At 43.8% G+C, this 13749-nt stretch carries 14 protein-coding genes; 3 read left to right on the top strand and 11 right to left on the bottom strand.

Going from position 1 to position 13749, the window contains the following annotated elements:
• Positions 1-14: 14 nt before the first annotated feature.
• From GQF01_RS27505 to GQF01_RS27525, 5 genes are all read right to left on the bottom strand, one after another.
• A complete protein-coding gene (locus GQF01_RS27505; RefSeq protein ID WP_161410151.1) occupies positions 15-1814 on the bottom strand; it encodes a sensor histidine kinase in 1800 nt (599 codons plus the stop codon).
• A 158-nt stretch (positions 1815-1972) separates the two neighbouring features.
• Complete coding sequence (locus tag GQF01_RS27510) at positions 1973-2767, bottom strand: sugar phosphate isomerase/epimerase family protein (RefSeq protein WP_161410152.1); 795 nt, start codon at positions 2765-2767, stop codon at positions 1973-1975.
• Between the two features lie 98 nt (positions 2768-2865).
• Complete coding sequence (locus tag GQF01_RS27515; RefSeq protein WP_161410153.1) at positions 2866-3507, bottom strand: YfbR-like 5'-deoxynucleotidase; 642 nt, start codon at positions 3505-3507, stop codon at positions 2866-2868.
• A gap of 177 nt (positions 3508-3684) precedes the next feature.
• Complete coding sequence (locus tag GQF01_RS27520; RefSeq protein ID WP_328803548.1) at positions 3685-4854, bottom strand: chromate transporter; 1170 nt, start codon at positions 4852-4854, stop codon at positions 3685-3687.
• A 177-nt stretch (positions 4855-5031) separates the two neighbouring features.
• Positions 5032-5931 (bottom strand): hypothetical protein, encoded by a 900-nt coding sequence (locus GQF01_RS27525; RefSeq protein WP_161410155.1) that lies wholly within the window; start codon positions 5929-5931, stop codon positions 5032-5034.
• Between the two features lie 247 nt (positions 5932-6178).
• Here GQF01_RS27525 and GQF01_RS36035 point away from each other — a divergent pair, with 247 nt between their 5' ends.
• Positions 6179-6328 carry a hypothetical protein gene (locus GQF01_RS36035; protein ID WP_202556746.1) on the top strand — a complete coding sequence of 50 codons (150 nt, stop codon included), beginning with the start codon at positions 6179-6181 and terminating at the stop codon, positions 6326-6328.
• A 535-nt stretch (positions 6329-6863) separates the two neighbouring features.
• Here GQF01_RS36035 and GQF01_RS27530 read toward each other — a convergent pair.
• Both GQF01_RS27530 and GQF01_RS27535 read right to left on the bottom strand, forming a co-directional pair.
• Complete coding sequence (locus GQF01_RS27530) at positions 6864-7769, bottom strand: DMT family transporter (protein WP_161410156.1); 906 nt, start codon at positions 7767-7769, stop codon at positions 6864-6866.
• A 143-nt stretch (positions 7770-7912) separates the two neighbouring features.
• Positions 7913-8581 carry an O-methyltransferase gene (locus GQF01_RS27535; RefSeq protein WP_161410157.1) on the bottom strand — a complete coding sequence of 223 codons (669 nt, stop codon included), beginning with the start codon at positions 8579-8581 and terminating at the stop codon, positions 7913-7915.
• Between the two features lie 128 nt (positions 8582-8709).
• On the opposite strand from GQF01_RS27535, the gene GQF01_RS27540 reads away from it, so the two are divergent.
• Positions 8710-9615 (top strand): LysR family transcriptional regulator, encoded by a 906-nt coding sequence (locus GQF01_RS27540; protein ID WP_161410158.1) that lies wholly within the window; start codon positions 8710-8712, stop codon positions 9613-9615.
• A 40-nt stretch (positions 9616-9655) separates the two neighbouring features.
• Here the strand turns inward: GQF01_RS27540 and GQF01_RS27545 are convergent, their stop codons facing one another.
• Entirely contained in the window at positions 9656-10846 is a 1191-nt protein-coding gene (locus tag GQF01_RS27545) for an MFS transporter (protein ID WP_161410159.1), read from the bottom strand.
• A gap of 145 nt (positions 10847-10991) precedes the next feature.
• On the opposite strand from GQF01_RS27545, the gene GQF01_RS27550 reads away from it, so the two are divergent.
• Positions 10992-11867, top strand: coding sequence for a phosphotransferase family protein (locus GQF01_RS27550; protein WP_161410160.1), 876 nt, complete (start codon positions 10992-10994; stop codon positions 11865-11867).
• A 54-nt stretch (positions 11868-11921) separates the two neighbouring features.
• Here the strand turns inward: GQF01_RS27550 and GQF01_RS27555 are convergent, their stop codons facing one another.
• The 3 genes from GQF01_RS27555 to GQF01_RS27565 all read right to left on the bottom strand — a co-directional run bounded on the left by GQF01_RS27555 (position 11922) and on the right by GQF01_RS27565 (position 13748).
• On the bottom strand, positions 11922-12404 hold the full coding sequence (locus tag GQF01_RS27555) for a CcdC protein domain-containing protein (RefSeq protein ID WP_161410161.1): 483 nt from the start codon (positions 12402-12404) through the stop codon (positions 11922-11924).
• A gap of 97 nt (positions 12405-12501) precedes the next feature.
• Positions 12502-13134: a DUF2306 domain-containing protein gene (locus tag GQF01_RS27560; RefSeq protein ID WP_161410162.1), complete on the bottom strand. Its 633-nt coding sequence runs from the start codon at positions 13132-13134 to the stop codon at positions 12502-12504.
• Positions 13135-13196: 62 nt separating this feature from the next.
• On the bottom strand, positions 13197-13748 hold the full coding sequence (locus GQF01_RS27565; protein ID WP_161410163.1) for an ATP-binding protein: 552 nt from the start codon (positions 13746-13748) through the stop codon (positions 13197-13199).
• Position 13749 lies beyond the last annotated feature (1 nt).

The raw sequence follows: 13749 nt of genomic DNA on the forward strand, positions 1-13749 counted from the left end.
GTCATCCACCACCATTATTTTATACACAGCTCATCGCCCCGCTTCTTGTACGGAATCTGAATACGAATCGTCGTTCCCTCTCCAGGCTTACTGTCTATCGCCAATCCGTAGGGATCGCCATAAACGAGACGTATTCTCTCCTGAACATTTTTAAGTCCAATCGACACACCGGAAAATACTTCAGATGACTTATGGGCTAGATTGGATTGCAGCGCCACAAGCTTCGATATATCAATGCCCGGACCATTATCCCGAACCGTCAGGAGGACGGAATTCGCTTCCCGCGCCACGCCGACGCTTATACGAAGTTGACTTTCTGCCTTTTTACCTAATGCGTGAATGATGACATTTTCAATAATCGGCTGCATCACGAATCGGATAATCGAACAGTCCAAAAGATCCGTCGAAACGTCAAACTCTACCTCTAGTAATTCCTCAAATCGAAGCTGCTGAATGTATAAATAATTATTAACATGCGTAAGCTCATGACCGATCGTAGACTCCATATTCCCTTCATAGAAGCTATAACGGAACATATCTCCCAGTGCTCTGCACATCTCATGAATCTCGTATTCGCCAATTAGAACGGCTTTCCCGCCAATCGTTTGTAAGGTATTAAATAGAAAATGCGGATTGATTTGCATCTGCAAGGCAAGAATTTGCGCTTCTTTATTGCGCAGCTGCATTTCATATTTCTGTTCAATTAAATTCTGAATGGTATCCGTCATAAAATTAAAATTTCGCGTCAACTCAGAAATGTCATCTCGATAATAATCATTCTGCTGCAAAGTCATATTAAAATTCCCGTTTCTAACAAATCTCATCGCTTTGCCGAGCTGTTTAATAGGTCGCGTTATATAGTGCTGCGCTAGAATTGACAAAAGTAAGATGCTCAGCATAACGAAAACAAATGTGCCTACTGTAATAACCAGTATATTTCTGCGATTATGCGCCAGCTCCGGATTTGGATACACGATCGACAGCGAGATATTCCCATTATCGAGATAGGAGGAGCTAACCAGCAGATCCTGCTTTTTGATAAAACTAACTGCCTTTGGATTATTTTTTGACTCGGAGCCCGGCACTTTGTATTTGGGTACACTGTCCGAGTAATTACCGTTCGTCTGATAAAAAATTTCACCGTCCGAATTCTGTAAGACGATAATGTTCGGAGACTGATTATTCGCTTCGATCATCTTCGTCAGTTCTTTATTTTGAATATAAAAAACCAACGAGCCGAATTTCGTTCTATAAAAAGGATCATAAATCGATAGTGAATACACGAAAAAATCCTGCTGCAACGATACGTCCTTATACGTGAACATCAAAGATTGCTGAAACGGCAAATCGAGCATGTCCTTATAGTGAGGAATGCTCGCATCAAATAGAATCGATTCATAACTTGCCGCCCTGGACCATGAATCTTCCAACACATTATTTTTACCGAAAATCATAATTTTGATGATATCTTTATTTTTATTTTGAATCAGCAAATCATAATTGTTAATGGATTCTCTTACATTGATGATGTCTGCATCATTATAGTTGGCACCATGCTCCATCAGATTGAGGATACGGGCAAAACCGTAGATTTGTAGGGCAGAAGAAGAAATATTAGTGAAATACTGGTCCAAATACCCAGATAAATACTCTGCATTTTGGTCGGAGCTTCGAACCATCGTGTTTTCTAAGGAACGGGTACTCGTCTGATAAAAGATTAAAGAAAGCACAAGCATAGGGATTAAGGAAATGAGAACGCTGCTCCATACAATTTTGGTGCGAATGCTTCTGTTGATAAACAGCCATTTGAACATGCAGTCCCCAACTTCCCTGTTCGTCCTTAGATCCTCATTTGTTTCGACAATGGCTGCTATAAATCCTTTCCTGTCGGCATGAAAGAACCTTAGTCCACCCAACCAGGGGATGACTAAGGCCTTTGATGATTCTATAGCGATTGCTGGTGACTTCCCTATTAACCTTCGTATGTATTCCTAATGCGCTCAGCAATCCAGTGGTTCACTTGGAAGAGATCCGCAACAGGTTGACGCGTGAAAGGTAATGTCGGCATATAGCCTGGTGGGCCAAACTCAGGGGTAAATGTAGCAAAAGGCTGCGTAGGAATGATTGCATTGTGCAGCATTTCATCCCACCATGTCTCGAATTGCTGCAGATAATGGGCATATTCAGGAGCTGCCGGGTGCGGCACTTGCGGTCCCTCCTCAAAGCCAACTCTTCCGTGAACATGCAAAGCCCTGCTCTTAATCAGATTAAGATCCTCTTGCTGATCGGACAGCATGGATTCGCATACGCACGTAAAGTGGCTGAAATCTGCTGTGATTTTCAACTCCGGAAACAATTTGAGTACGCTTGCAGTTGCTTTGGGAGTGAACATTATGCGTCCTCTGTGCGTTTCGTGCGCCACTTGAATACCCGCGGCTTTCTCCACGCGCAGCGCATGTTCAAAAAAGCGGTTCTGCTCATCTTCTGACATAAAATCTTTTCCGCTGTGAGAATTAATAAGCACAGGTGAGAATTGCTTCGCCCGCTCGACTTGCTCTTGAAACGTTTCTTCATGATTATTGGATGTGAAAATCTGAGGAATATAAGCCAGTTGCAGCTCGCTTAACAACTCCATAAATTCATTTTGCTGCTCTTGGCTTGGCATAGGCGCTTCAATTCCCTCGTAGCCATGCTGCTTGGCGCGATTCAACTGCTCGCTAAGCGAACCTGTCATGCCCCACAGCGCGTGAAAAAGATGTAATTTCAACGTATTCCCTCCAATGATGATAAGAATGGCTAATCATCGACTAGTTCGCCTCTCACCTATCAAAAACCTTTAAATGTGAAAATGACAATAACACTTTCTCACCTATGTTCACGATAAGACAAAGCTTCTTCTGTGATTCTTTTGATATCAACCGATGAAGTAATTTCGTCATTCACCATATCCGGCAGGATGTTTTTCAAAAAATAATCAACACAATGTAAAGGGATCGTATTTATTTTTATTAATGCCTCACGGTACATTTTAACAAATTCTTTCTCCGTATTGCCCTTTTGAAGTTCAGCAAATGCTTCATAGACTTGATCCATTTTATCTGCAACCTCTAGAATTAAACCTTCAATCGAATTATCTTTGCCCTCGCGAAGCTGATGATGGAAAATTTCTTTAAACTCCTCAGGAATCTGCTCTTCAATAAAGTTATATACCATTCCTTCTTCCACCTTTTGAATCAATGAACGAAGTTCACGGGATGCGTGTTTGACAGGCGTTTTGATATCTCCGATAAATATTTCACCATAATCATGGCTGCTTGTAATTTCATAAAGCTTTTTCCAGTCAATGCTAGCGCCGTTTTTCTCCTCTATATCTGCAAGGGTTTTGGCGTATTGTACGACTTTCCAAGAGTGAGCTGCGACACTGTGTTCCTCAAATTTGAACTTTCCCGGGCAGCGAATAATTCTTTCTAAATCATTTAAAGACCTAAAATAGGCATGGATTCCCATACGTTCAGCCTCCCATTATGTTAGAATAGCTCGTCCATCTCATTCTTGGTCTTCACAATAATTAGTTTACAATAGGCCTGTAAAATCTAGATTAAATGTGATGCGTAATCAAGTTAAATATCTGAAAATTTGCAAATGCCAAAAAGCCCTCTTTCCATTGAGGAAGAAGGCATACTTTCAACTAATCAGAATTCCGCCTATGGCTCCCGAAATTACGACGATCCAAGGCGGCAGCTTCCAGAAAACGAGCATCAAAAACAGAATCGCTGCCAGGACAAAATCAACAGGGGCTAGTATAGCCGTTGTCCAAAGCGGGTTATATAGCGCAGCAAGTAAAATACCAACAACCGCTGCATTAATGCCGATTAATGCTCCTTGGACTTTTGCACTTTGTCGCAAAGTCTGCCAGAAGGGCAGCGCCCCTACAACTAAAAGATACGCTGGAAGAAAAATAGCCGTCGTAGCAATAACGGCACCTTTCACTCCGCTAATCATTGTCCCCAAATACGCTGCAAAGGTGAACAACGGTCCTGGCACAGCTTGAGCGGCACCATAACCCGCTAGAAAGTCCGATTTACTAATCCACCCTGTCGGGACGACTTCCCTTTCTAGCATGGGGAGAACGACATGGCCCCCGCCAAAAACGAGCGACCCTGACCGATAAAAACTATCGAATAGAGATAGCCATTCTACCTGAACGATAGGCCGAAGTACGGGAAGCAGGATGAGAAGTTTGAAGAAGACACTCAAGCAAAGAATAGCCATACTTCGGCTAATGGGAACGTGGAGACTCGCCGTATTAGGAACCGTCGCATTTTTATATAACAACATCCCTACAATTCCCGCAATTCCTATAAGCAGAACTTGACTACTAGCAGTTTGCCACAGGATGCTGACAGCTGCAACAAGAACAGCAATGGTTGCTCTATTGCGGTCTGGAGCAAGCTTCTGCCCCATGCCCAGTATAGCTTGAACGACGATGGCTACTGCGACGATTTTGAGACCATGAATCCAACCCGCACTGCCAATATCAAATCCTTGCAGCAATAACGCAAACAGTACCAACGCAATTACTGATGGCAGTGTAAAACCAAGCCAAGCTATCAATCCGCCGAGCATTCCAGCGCGAATGACGCCAATTGCAATGCCCACCTGACTGCTGGCAGGACCGGGTAAGAACTGACATAAGGCAACGATATCCGCATAATCCTGCTCATTCAACCATTTGCGTCGGCGTATGTATTCATTATGAAAGTAACCCAAATGAGCAATCGGCCCGCCAAATGAAGTTACACCTAACTTCGCGGACACTGCCAATATTTCAAGGAGAGACCTATCCTCTTTCACGAATCCTGATACCTCCAATTCAAGCATAATAAAATGATTGCAACCACTTACGGAATTATTATACATCATCTTTTTTGGATTATTTGTTAATTCTAGAAAATTAGTCGTTGATGAAATAGACAAAAAACAAGCTGAGTCCATGAGCTCTCACTCACAGAATCAGCTTGCTCCCTCATCTTATTGTGCAAATTCAAGGCGTAACCGATCTTCAAAATATTCATCTATGTAGGATTTGATAAAATGATTACGCACTTCAATGTTTTCTTCTTTCTTGAACAAGCCAATTTTCCGAATTCGTTCATGCTCTGGCTTGCGATTCCAATGCTCGTACGCTTCCTTCTCTAGCGCCAGGTTAATTCTGCGAATCGTGAGATACTCATTGGTCCTCTCGCTGCGCTCTTTATCGATATCAGGCATAGGAGGAATGAGTTTTTGAATTTCCTCATTTTGACGTTTGAGTTCTTCATAATGCTGCTGCTCAAGCTTCTTCTGCTTTTCATGAAGCACCTTCACTTCATCTACAATCTCACGCTGTTGACGTTTCTCTTCTTCGATGTCCCGAGGAGCTGGAAGCATGGTTCTCAGCTCTTGATTTTGGCTTAGCAGCTGTTTATTCTGATTTGCCAGTTCTGCTACAAGACCGCTTAGCTGAGTCACACCATCTATGAGTGGTTTCATTGAAGTATGGATGCGTTCTTCCAGCAGCCCCGCAAACCCCTCTTCAAACTTCTGTTTGAAAACGTCTGAAGAACGCTCAGTTACCGCTGGGGGACCCGCTACAGGAGCCGCTGGCGCCACAGGAACGGGTACCGTTCTTGGGACGTTCTTGCGTACATGGTTCATCGTTGAGCTTGCCGCAGTCTTCATGCTTTGACCAGCATCTAGTCGTTGTTTCAGAATTTCAAAGATATCGATATCATGTTGCGTGAAAATCCGATTACCATTATCCTCTTTACGAAATTTGTAGCCTCTCGCTTCAAGCGCCATTGCATACTTGCGCAAGCTTGAGTCACTTACTCGGAGATGCTCATGCACCTGTTTTGGACTATATACCAATTCTAAATCTAAATTTACCATATCGCCATCTCCTCACTTTTTCCAAGGAATAAAATGCTAATACTAGTATTCTAGTTTCATATAATTGCAATTACAGTCGAAATAGGAGTGTCGAAATCTGTTTACCATCGCGTTCGCAAATTTATGAATTATTTCCCAAGAAATAGTTTCTTTGGATGCGGTTTTTGCGGGAGGGAACGCCTATTGTGCTCGGGGTTGTGTGGTGAGTGAGACTGACCGCAGCTGTTGCGGTGGAGGTAAGACATAGGTGAAGATGATGACGATGGCAACGTTAAGACGCATGCAACGATCACGGTTTAAGGGCAAGGGCGATGACGGAGGCGGAGGCGGAGGCGGGGGCGCAGGCGATGACGAAGGCGATGGCGATGGTGGTGGCGATCGCGACTGTAAGGTATAGGCAGAGTCCACGGCAAAAGGAAAAAGGAAAAGTAAAGACCACAGTCACAGTCAAAGCCATGCCATGGCCATTACCACGACCACGCCTACTTTGGCATCAGCTGAAATAGATGGAAAAACTACCGCTATTCTGCACTGCTCAGTCGCAATAAATGAAATAGCGGTAGAAACTCCATTTATTTCGCTAGTAACTAGCGAAATCTGCTAGATTTGATGAAATTAACGCCAGAAATTCCAGTTAAACAGGAAAAATCAGGTAAATCGTTAGGAATAGCTGGAGAAATCGGCGCTAATTCCGTGCTGTCCAATTGTCTCTCCAGTTTCACGGGGAGGATGAATGAAGATCCAAACAAAAACAAGCAGATGCCTCGTTCGCACCTGCTTGTTTTTTCAACTGCTTATCAACCTGCCTGCCTATCTGCCTACCTGTTTCCTCACTTTTGTCTGTTCCCTCACTATTATCTGTTCCCTCACCTGTTTATCTGTTCCCTCACCTGCGTGCCTGTTACCGACTCATTCCCAAGCCTGCTTCCCTGCTAGCTAATCCCCGCCCCAATCTCTCGAGGCTGACGACGACGCTTCATATTAGCTATCATAACGCCAGCCAGAATCAGAACGCCACCGCCTACTTGAGCCGCTCGAATCGGATCACCCAGCAGGAAGAAGCTCACAATGATCGCGATAAATGGCGGGATATTCATAAACATGGCGCTGGTGGACGGCCCGACGACGGCGATGCCCTGGTTCCACCAAAAACCAGCCAAGCCTTGGCCAATGACGGCTACGCTGATCAGCAATAACCAGGTCAACATATGATGGCTCGCATGAAGATGTCCTTGAAACGCTTCAACTGCGACGGCAGGTGACATAAGAATAGTCCCAATGACCGTTGAATATATCGTCACCTCATAGGAGGTCATGCCATTAGTTAGTTTGCGAATGAACAACAGACTGATCGACATCCCCAGCATAGCGAGCAGCAAATATACATCGCCTTTAGAAATTCCCAGTGTCTTCCCGCCATACAGGACAATGCACACAACTCCGACTAGAGCTACGACAGATCCTGAGATCTTTATCCATGTGACTTCTTCTTTCAGAAAAAGACGTGATAACAGCAGCGTAGCAATGGGCGAAAGCGCAATAATGAGCGCTGCGTTCCCCGCTGTTGAATGCTGCAGTCCCGTAAAATAAAACAACTGGTTAAATAATGTTCCAAAAATACCAGCAAACAGCAGAAGTCCCCACTCCCGCGAAGTTGGACGTCTTATAGATTTGTTAATGACTGCTACAGATATTAAAAAGAGCGACATAACAACGAGCCGTGCGAATGATAAAAAAATGGGTGAGAAATCTCGCAGTAAATAGGCGCTTGCAACATAATTAAAGCCCCATAACAACGACACTCCCCAAAGCTTCCATAAAACATTGCGTTCTAGCATCTCACTAAAATCTCCTTAAACTCAAAATCGTATTTGATAGTTGCATCATGCAAACAAATCATTACAAAGATATTCGCGCGAATTTCTTGAATTCCTCCCGAGAACAAGAAAACGGGACATGGAAAATCCCATGTCCGGTCTCATCACTTCACAATCCCCAATACAAACCCATCATATCCTTTACTGCCAACCGTCTGAATCGCCGTAGCCGAAATCCTCGGTTCCTCTGCCAATAGATCATAAAATTGCCTTACTCCCTGAACGCGGGGATCCTGACTCCCCTCATTAATAACTTCTCCATCACGGATCACATTATCTCCAATAATGACTGTCCCCGGCTGAGAGAAATGCAGCGCCCATTTTAAATAATTAGGATTATTAGGTTTGTCGGCATCTATAAATATGAGATCAAAAGGTTCTACTCCCTCATCATCCAGCTGGGCTAATTGTTCCAAAGCGTCTCCTACTCGCAGCTCGACAAGTTCACTCAATTGCGCGTGAGCTATGTTCGCCGTCGCTACTTGAGCATGAACCGGGTCTAGCTCCAAGGTAACTAGCTTTCCATCAGATGGCAGTGCCCTCGCCAGCCAAATCGTGCTATATCCGCCTAATGTGCCGATTTCCAAAATCCGTTTGGCACCTTTCATTTGAGCTAACAAGTTCAGAAACTTTCCTTGCGTAGGGGAAACATCATAAGCGGGCAGCCCGGCATGTTGATTCGCAACCAAAGATTTTTCCAAAACAGTGTCATGTGGAATCAGGCGTTCTGTAATATACTGATCTACTTTTTCCCAGGTGTTTGTTGCGTTCATCGTTATCACTCCTCTTTACTTTTACCTTCTGGCTTCATTATAGTCCGAATCTAATCATATAAATAATATATCTTTATGTGAGAATCATACTTATAATCTATATATCCAAAGCAAAAGGAGTATTACAAATGAACTTACATGCCTTGCGTTTATTTCATACAGTCGCGACTACAGGCAGTGTGACACGCGCTTCGGAACTCTTAAATATAAGCCAGCCTGCCATCACCGCACAGATAAAAAAGTTCGAAAAGGAATTGCAGCTTCTCCTGCTTAAACCTCAAGGAAGAGGCATCGCACTAACGGATGCGGGCGAAGAACTTACTTTGCTAGCCAAAAGACTTTTCGCAGTCGAACAGCAAATCGAGCAATTCGCCCACAATTACCGTAATGGCACGAACGGAAGTATTCGTTTAGCCGCGACCTATTTACCCGCTCACTTCCTCATTCCCACTTGGATAGCGAAGTTTAAGCAGCAATATGAACAAGTCGAAATGATCATTCATACGACCAATTCTAACGGAGCCATGAAGCAGCTTTTAAATGTAGAGGTAGATATCGCAATTTATGGAGGAATAGCCGAGACATATCCGGATACCATTCTGACCGAAGAATTGTTTCAAGACGAGTTATGGTTTGTAGTCGCTCCTAATCACAAATATGCCAATCAGCAAGTCACGCTGTCCGAAATGATGAAAGAACCTTTTGTCATGCGCGAAGAAGGCAGCTCAACTCGCGAGAGATTGCTGTCTTTATGCCGCACCTATCACTCTGCCGTTCCCGCGATTTCATTGCAATTTAACGGACTGCATGAGGCTATTACTGCCGTTATTGCCGGATATGGCGCAAATTTCGTGTCATCTCTGGTTGTACGCGAATATGTCAATCGTGGAGAGCTGTCCAGAGTTTATGTGGAAGGAGTTCATCTTACAAATACGATCGCCATCTGTACACGTAAAAATGAACCTTTATCTGCTTCCACCAGCAATCTCATTCAGATGATCCGTCAAAACCCATATAACAAACCGTCCTTGTGATCAGCGAGCACTTCATCGATTGCACGCCGAGAAATCCATGCTATTTCTCCTCTAACTCTGTCTGGTGCTCGAAAGCTTCTGTACTCTTCCCTGAGAAATACGGAACCATTAACGCGCAGACAAGCGCCAGCATGATTAATACAATAAACGCGCCTCCGTGAAGATCTTTTACCGATAAAGCCAGTATGAGCAAAAGTATTCTCGAAGCATTCAAAAAGCATTCCCGCCATAAGAAAATCCGAGCTTGCTGGATGGCCGTTTGCTTAGCAATAATCCGGAACTGTCTGGTGTTCCAAACTGTCCCAAAATAAAACATCCCAATTGTCGTTAAGATATTGGAAATAATGAGGATAGGCGCCTTAGGCAAGAGCGGCAGAAGAATACCGACGGATACAAAAACCATCCCGATGGCAAGCCATACCCCTTCACGTGTCTTCAGCTTTCGATATAACATCATAGCTCCGATGGCGAAGCAGGCATACAGCACATTAAGCATCGCGATGACCAATTTATCTTCCGATACCGAAAAGGTAAACACCAACGCAAACAGCACTTGAAATTGCAAAAATATGCCCGCCGCCAGGAGTGACGGAACCATCCATCGCAGCGCACTGGTCGAAAAAACGAGCCGAAACTGGATCCCGCGAAATAATCGCTCGGACTCACCCGCGAGGGTGATCGTAGGGATATAGAACGAAACAGTCAGTAGCAAGGCCACGAACACGAACATCAATAAAAAGGAGCCCGAGTATCCGATCCATTTGATAATGAGCGCAAAGGCTATCGGATTAATAATCGATACGACCTGATTGATGATATTGGCGATTGAAAAATACTGCTCGAAATCCTTCCCTTTCCCGTACACGCTCAAGGTAATGTTTTGCGCTGCGGCATAAAATCCCCACATGATACCGATTGGAATCGCGATAATCGTGATCCACAGCAGCCTATTTTCCAGCTCTAGCACTGATAAAAGCAGAAAAACGACTCCGCCGCAGACCGCATTCGTGCGAATCAACACACGTGTCGTATACTTGGTTAACAATCTAGATCCCACCGCAAACGCGAATGTCCAGGTGATAAACATGATGAGATTGAACCAAACCACCTCAGAAATATTGTTGTTCTTCTCCCAAATAAATAAATTGACGAAAATACCAATGTAGCTAAATATAACTGTTGATGCTGCATTCATGAGCAGCAATCGTTTCATTTGACCACTAATCTGCATTCGTTTCAGCCGCCTTCTCGAGTGTTCGTGGATATACGTCCCATGTACATTCGATTATGGCAAATTGATTTCCTGCATGAAGCGATAAGCGGTAGTAGACGATGTACAGAGAATGTTAAACTATGGAGCAAAGAGGTGAATTCGTATGACAGACTTGCTGGATGCTGCCTTGCTTCTGTTGAACATAGACAAGAAAGACATCTCCGTTCTAGGCGAAGGTTTCGAGAGTATCGTGATTGAACAGCACGATGGAACGATCTATCGGATTGCCAAAACGGTTGAAACGGCTCGTCAATATGCAAAAGAGGTTCAGCTTTTGCCTCAAATTCGTGCTTCGCTGGAAGTTGAAATTCCCCTGCCAATTTCGATTAGCTATGATCCCTCCATAATCCCTACGGGAATTATGAGTTATCAGAAATTGAAGGGAACCCCGCTTCAACCTGACAGACTCTCACCCGACAATCTGCCTGCTATCGCCCAACAACTTGCGAAATTTATTAATCAATTGCATCAAATACCCGTCCATACATTACCTTCAAGTTGTCCGCAAGAAGTAAACAACAAGGCTCATATGAGGGAGTTACGCGCAAATACACAAGATCTATTAAGCCAAGCTTTGATGGGGAGAGATCAGCTAAAGCTGGCTTCCTGGTGGGAAGAAGCGTTGGAAGATGAAGCTTTCTATACGCATCCGATCGTTTTGTGCCATGGAGATTTATGGTACGGCAATATTTTAACCGATGAATGTTGCGAGCAAGTAACTGGGATTATTGACTTTAGCGCGATGCATATTGGAGATCCGGCCACAGATCTGGCAACGCAAAGTTATATGGGAGATGACTTCTATAGGCTGCTGCTTAGAGAATACGCAATCGCTTTTCCGGAAGATACGACCATCGAACATCGTGTTAAAAGACATCAAGGGCTGCGAGAAATCAGCGGATTATTACACGCTCTGCGCTATGACCCATCAGAAATCGAAGATGCTGTATCGAAAATAAAAGCTGTCATCCTCAACTAGACCTAGCCGTTCTTAAATAGAAAAAAACAGCGCATTAAATGCGCTGCCTTGTTTTTAAACATTCATCATAGCCTGTTTGGATGAGCTCACGCCTCGGAACTTCAAGTAGCTTGTAATGCGCCAAGTCGAGATGTACCCGAAGGTAACGAGGTTGCACATAAAACTTAGTGTGCTTGGATCAATTGATTTTATAGTCGCTACGACAAGGAATCGCAGTACAAAGATCACAATCAGCAGCACGAAGACCGTTTTGTTACGCTTAATAAAAGTGCTGCCATTGTCACGGACTTCAAAGTTAGTCGTTAGGATTAGGGGTATCGAAACAACCATACCAATCACTAGTGCAATAATGACTTGCTCTTCGCGGATATGCAGCGACGGATCGAATAACTGCATGAATGAAGTAGAGATATATAAGATTGGCAGCAGCAGGCTTATTCCGGATTTTTTGAGCGGCTTATTCATACCACTTAATTGACCACGCAGGATGAAAAAGAAAATCAAGGCCGAAATCATCATCGATACAGTTGAATTCATAATTTGAACACTCCCTTAAAGGATTTATTATCTTCATTATCACCTTTAAGGGAGTGTTCCAAAAGTGAATCAAGTCATCGCTTCGAGGTGACCTTTGTCATATTCTCGCCTTCGGCCATGTTCGAATAACCATTTCCCCCACCAAGAGCAGCAAGATGATCGAACTGTATATACTAATCGTATAGCTGTTCGCATAGGACAAGCCAAACCCCTTATGGAAGAACGAAGTCAGCAGATGAATGGAGAAATTCGTAAAAACAAATGCGTAACTTCGAATCATCCACTTCCGATGTTGGTCCACATGCTTTCTCCTGATTTTTACAATCGCCATGATAGTCATGAGCAACCATAAGATATTCAATAAATTAAAAGCCACACTGCTGATCTTCCCACCCGTTGCATAAGGCGCCATGTAACCAGACGTGAGGTCAACAATCATGACGGATACGACATACAAATAACCATTCAACCGGTGGAACCTGCGGTATTTCTTAAAGATCCAAGAGGAGAAATTTATCGCCCCCGCGATCATCGCCAAGCAAGCAAATGCGACATGCACGTGCATCACCTTCAGCCAGACAGCGATATTCAAAGCTTTTTTAAGCTCCATTTTACGGCTGAGGAATCCTGTTGCCCGAGTATCGAAAACGAAGTTGGCGTAAATAACGTACACAATTAAAACTATTGTAACGAGTACCATTAGCAGATAAGCATTTTTTCTATTGAGCATTTCTACGACCTTTCACCAAGTAAGTCATTAAGTCATTATGCCATTGTACCATTTCTCACGGGTCAACCTAGCTGGAGAATGGATTGCATGACGGACTGCACATCTTCTGAATTTTTGATTACAAAAAGATGATCTGCCTCTCCTTCTGTTGGGTCAGCAATGCCCGCTTTATGAGATTCAGCCTGTTGCCGAATCAGTACTTCCTCGAACGTTGAAGCACTCCTGAAGATAGCTTTACTGCGCTGACTTTCCACAACTCGGGCCTGAAGGATCTGATCTGGGATATCAAAATGAATAAGGACACTCACGAATCCTTGATTATGAAAATGCGTTAGCATGTCCAATCGGCCTTTGCGAGAGCGATTTGAGTTGCATAGAATGAGATGTGCATCGGTCTGATTAACCGCATAATTGACGATTGTTTGAGTAATGGCATACTTAATCGCATTTGGTCCTTGCTTGGGAAGCAAAGTCTTGTAGTACGTGTTGATGAACTCTGCATGATTATCTTGGTCTATCACCAAGGAGCCCGGCAGCTGTTGTTCTAAAGCTTTGGCAAATGTCGTTTTGCCGCTGTGGGTTTTGCCAACCGTTATTATCACTAATCTTTTCATG

The sequence above is a fragment of the Paenibacillus silvestris genome, from assembly GCF_009882985.1.
GTDB lineage: Bacteria > Bacillota > Bacilli > Paenibacillales > NBRC-103111 > Paenibacillus_E > Paenibacillus_E silvestris.

What these genes read in the sequence shown, in the direction of transcription:
- GQF01_RS27505 (WP_161410151.1), bottom strand. Translation starts at nt 1,814, where the DNA reads ATGTTCAAATGGCTGTTTATCAACAGAAGCATTCGCACCAAAATTGTA.
- GQF01_RS27515 (WP_161410153.1), bottom strand. Translation starts at nt 3,507, where the DNA reads ATGGGAATCCATGCCTATTTTAGGTCTTTAAATGATTTAGAAAGAATT.
- GQF01_RS27525 (WP_161410155.1), bottom strand. Translation starts at nt 5,931, where the DNA reads ATGGTAAATTTAGATTTAGAATTGGTATATAGTCCAAAACAGGTGCAT.
- GQF01_RS27530 (WP_161410156.1), bottom strand. Translation starts at nt 7,769, where the DNA reads ATGCTAGAACGCAATGTTTTATGGAAGCTTTGGGGAGTGTCGTTGTTA.
- GQF01_RS27535 (WP_161410157.1), bottom strand. Translation starts at nt 8,581, where the DNA reads ATGAACGCAACAAACACCTGGGAAAAAGTAGATCAGTATATTACAGAA.
- GQF01_RS27540 (WP_161410158.1), top strand. Translation starts at nt 8,710, where the DNA reads ATGAACTTACATGCCTTGCGTTTATTTCATACAGTCGCGACTACAGGC.
- GQF01_RS27545 (WP_161410159.1), bottom strand. Translation starts at nt 10,846, where the DNA reads ATGCAGATTAGTGGTCAAATGAAACGATTGCTGCTCATGAATGCAGCA.
- GQF01_RS27550 (WP_161410160.1), top strand. Translation starts at nt 10,992, where the DNA reads ATGACAGACTTGCTGGATGCTGCCTTGCTTCTGTTGAACATAGACAAG.
- GQF01_RS27555 (WP_161410161.1), bottom strand. Translation starts at nt 12,404, where the DNA reads ATGAATTCAACTGTATCGATGATGATTTCGGCCTTGATTTTCTTTTTC.
- GQF01_RS27560 (WP_161410162.1), bottom strand. Translation starts at nt 13,134, where the DNA reads ATGCTCAATAGAAAAAATGCTTATCTGCTAATGGTACTCGTTACAATA.
- GQF01_RS27565 (WP_161410163.1), bottom strand. Translation starts at nt 13,748, where the DNA reads ATGAAAAGATTAGTGATAATAACGGTTGGCAAAACCCACAGCGGCAAA.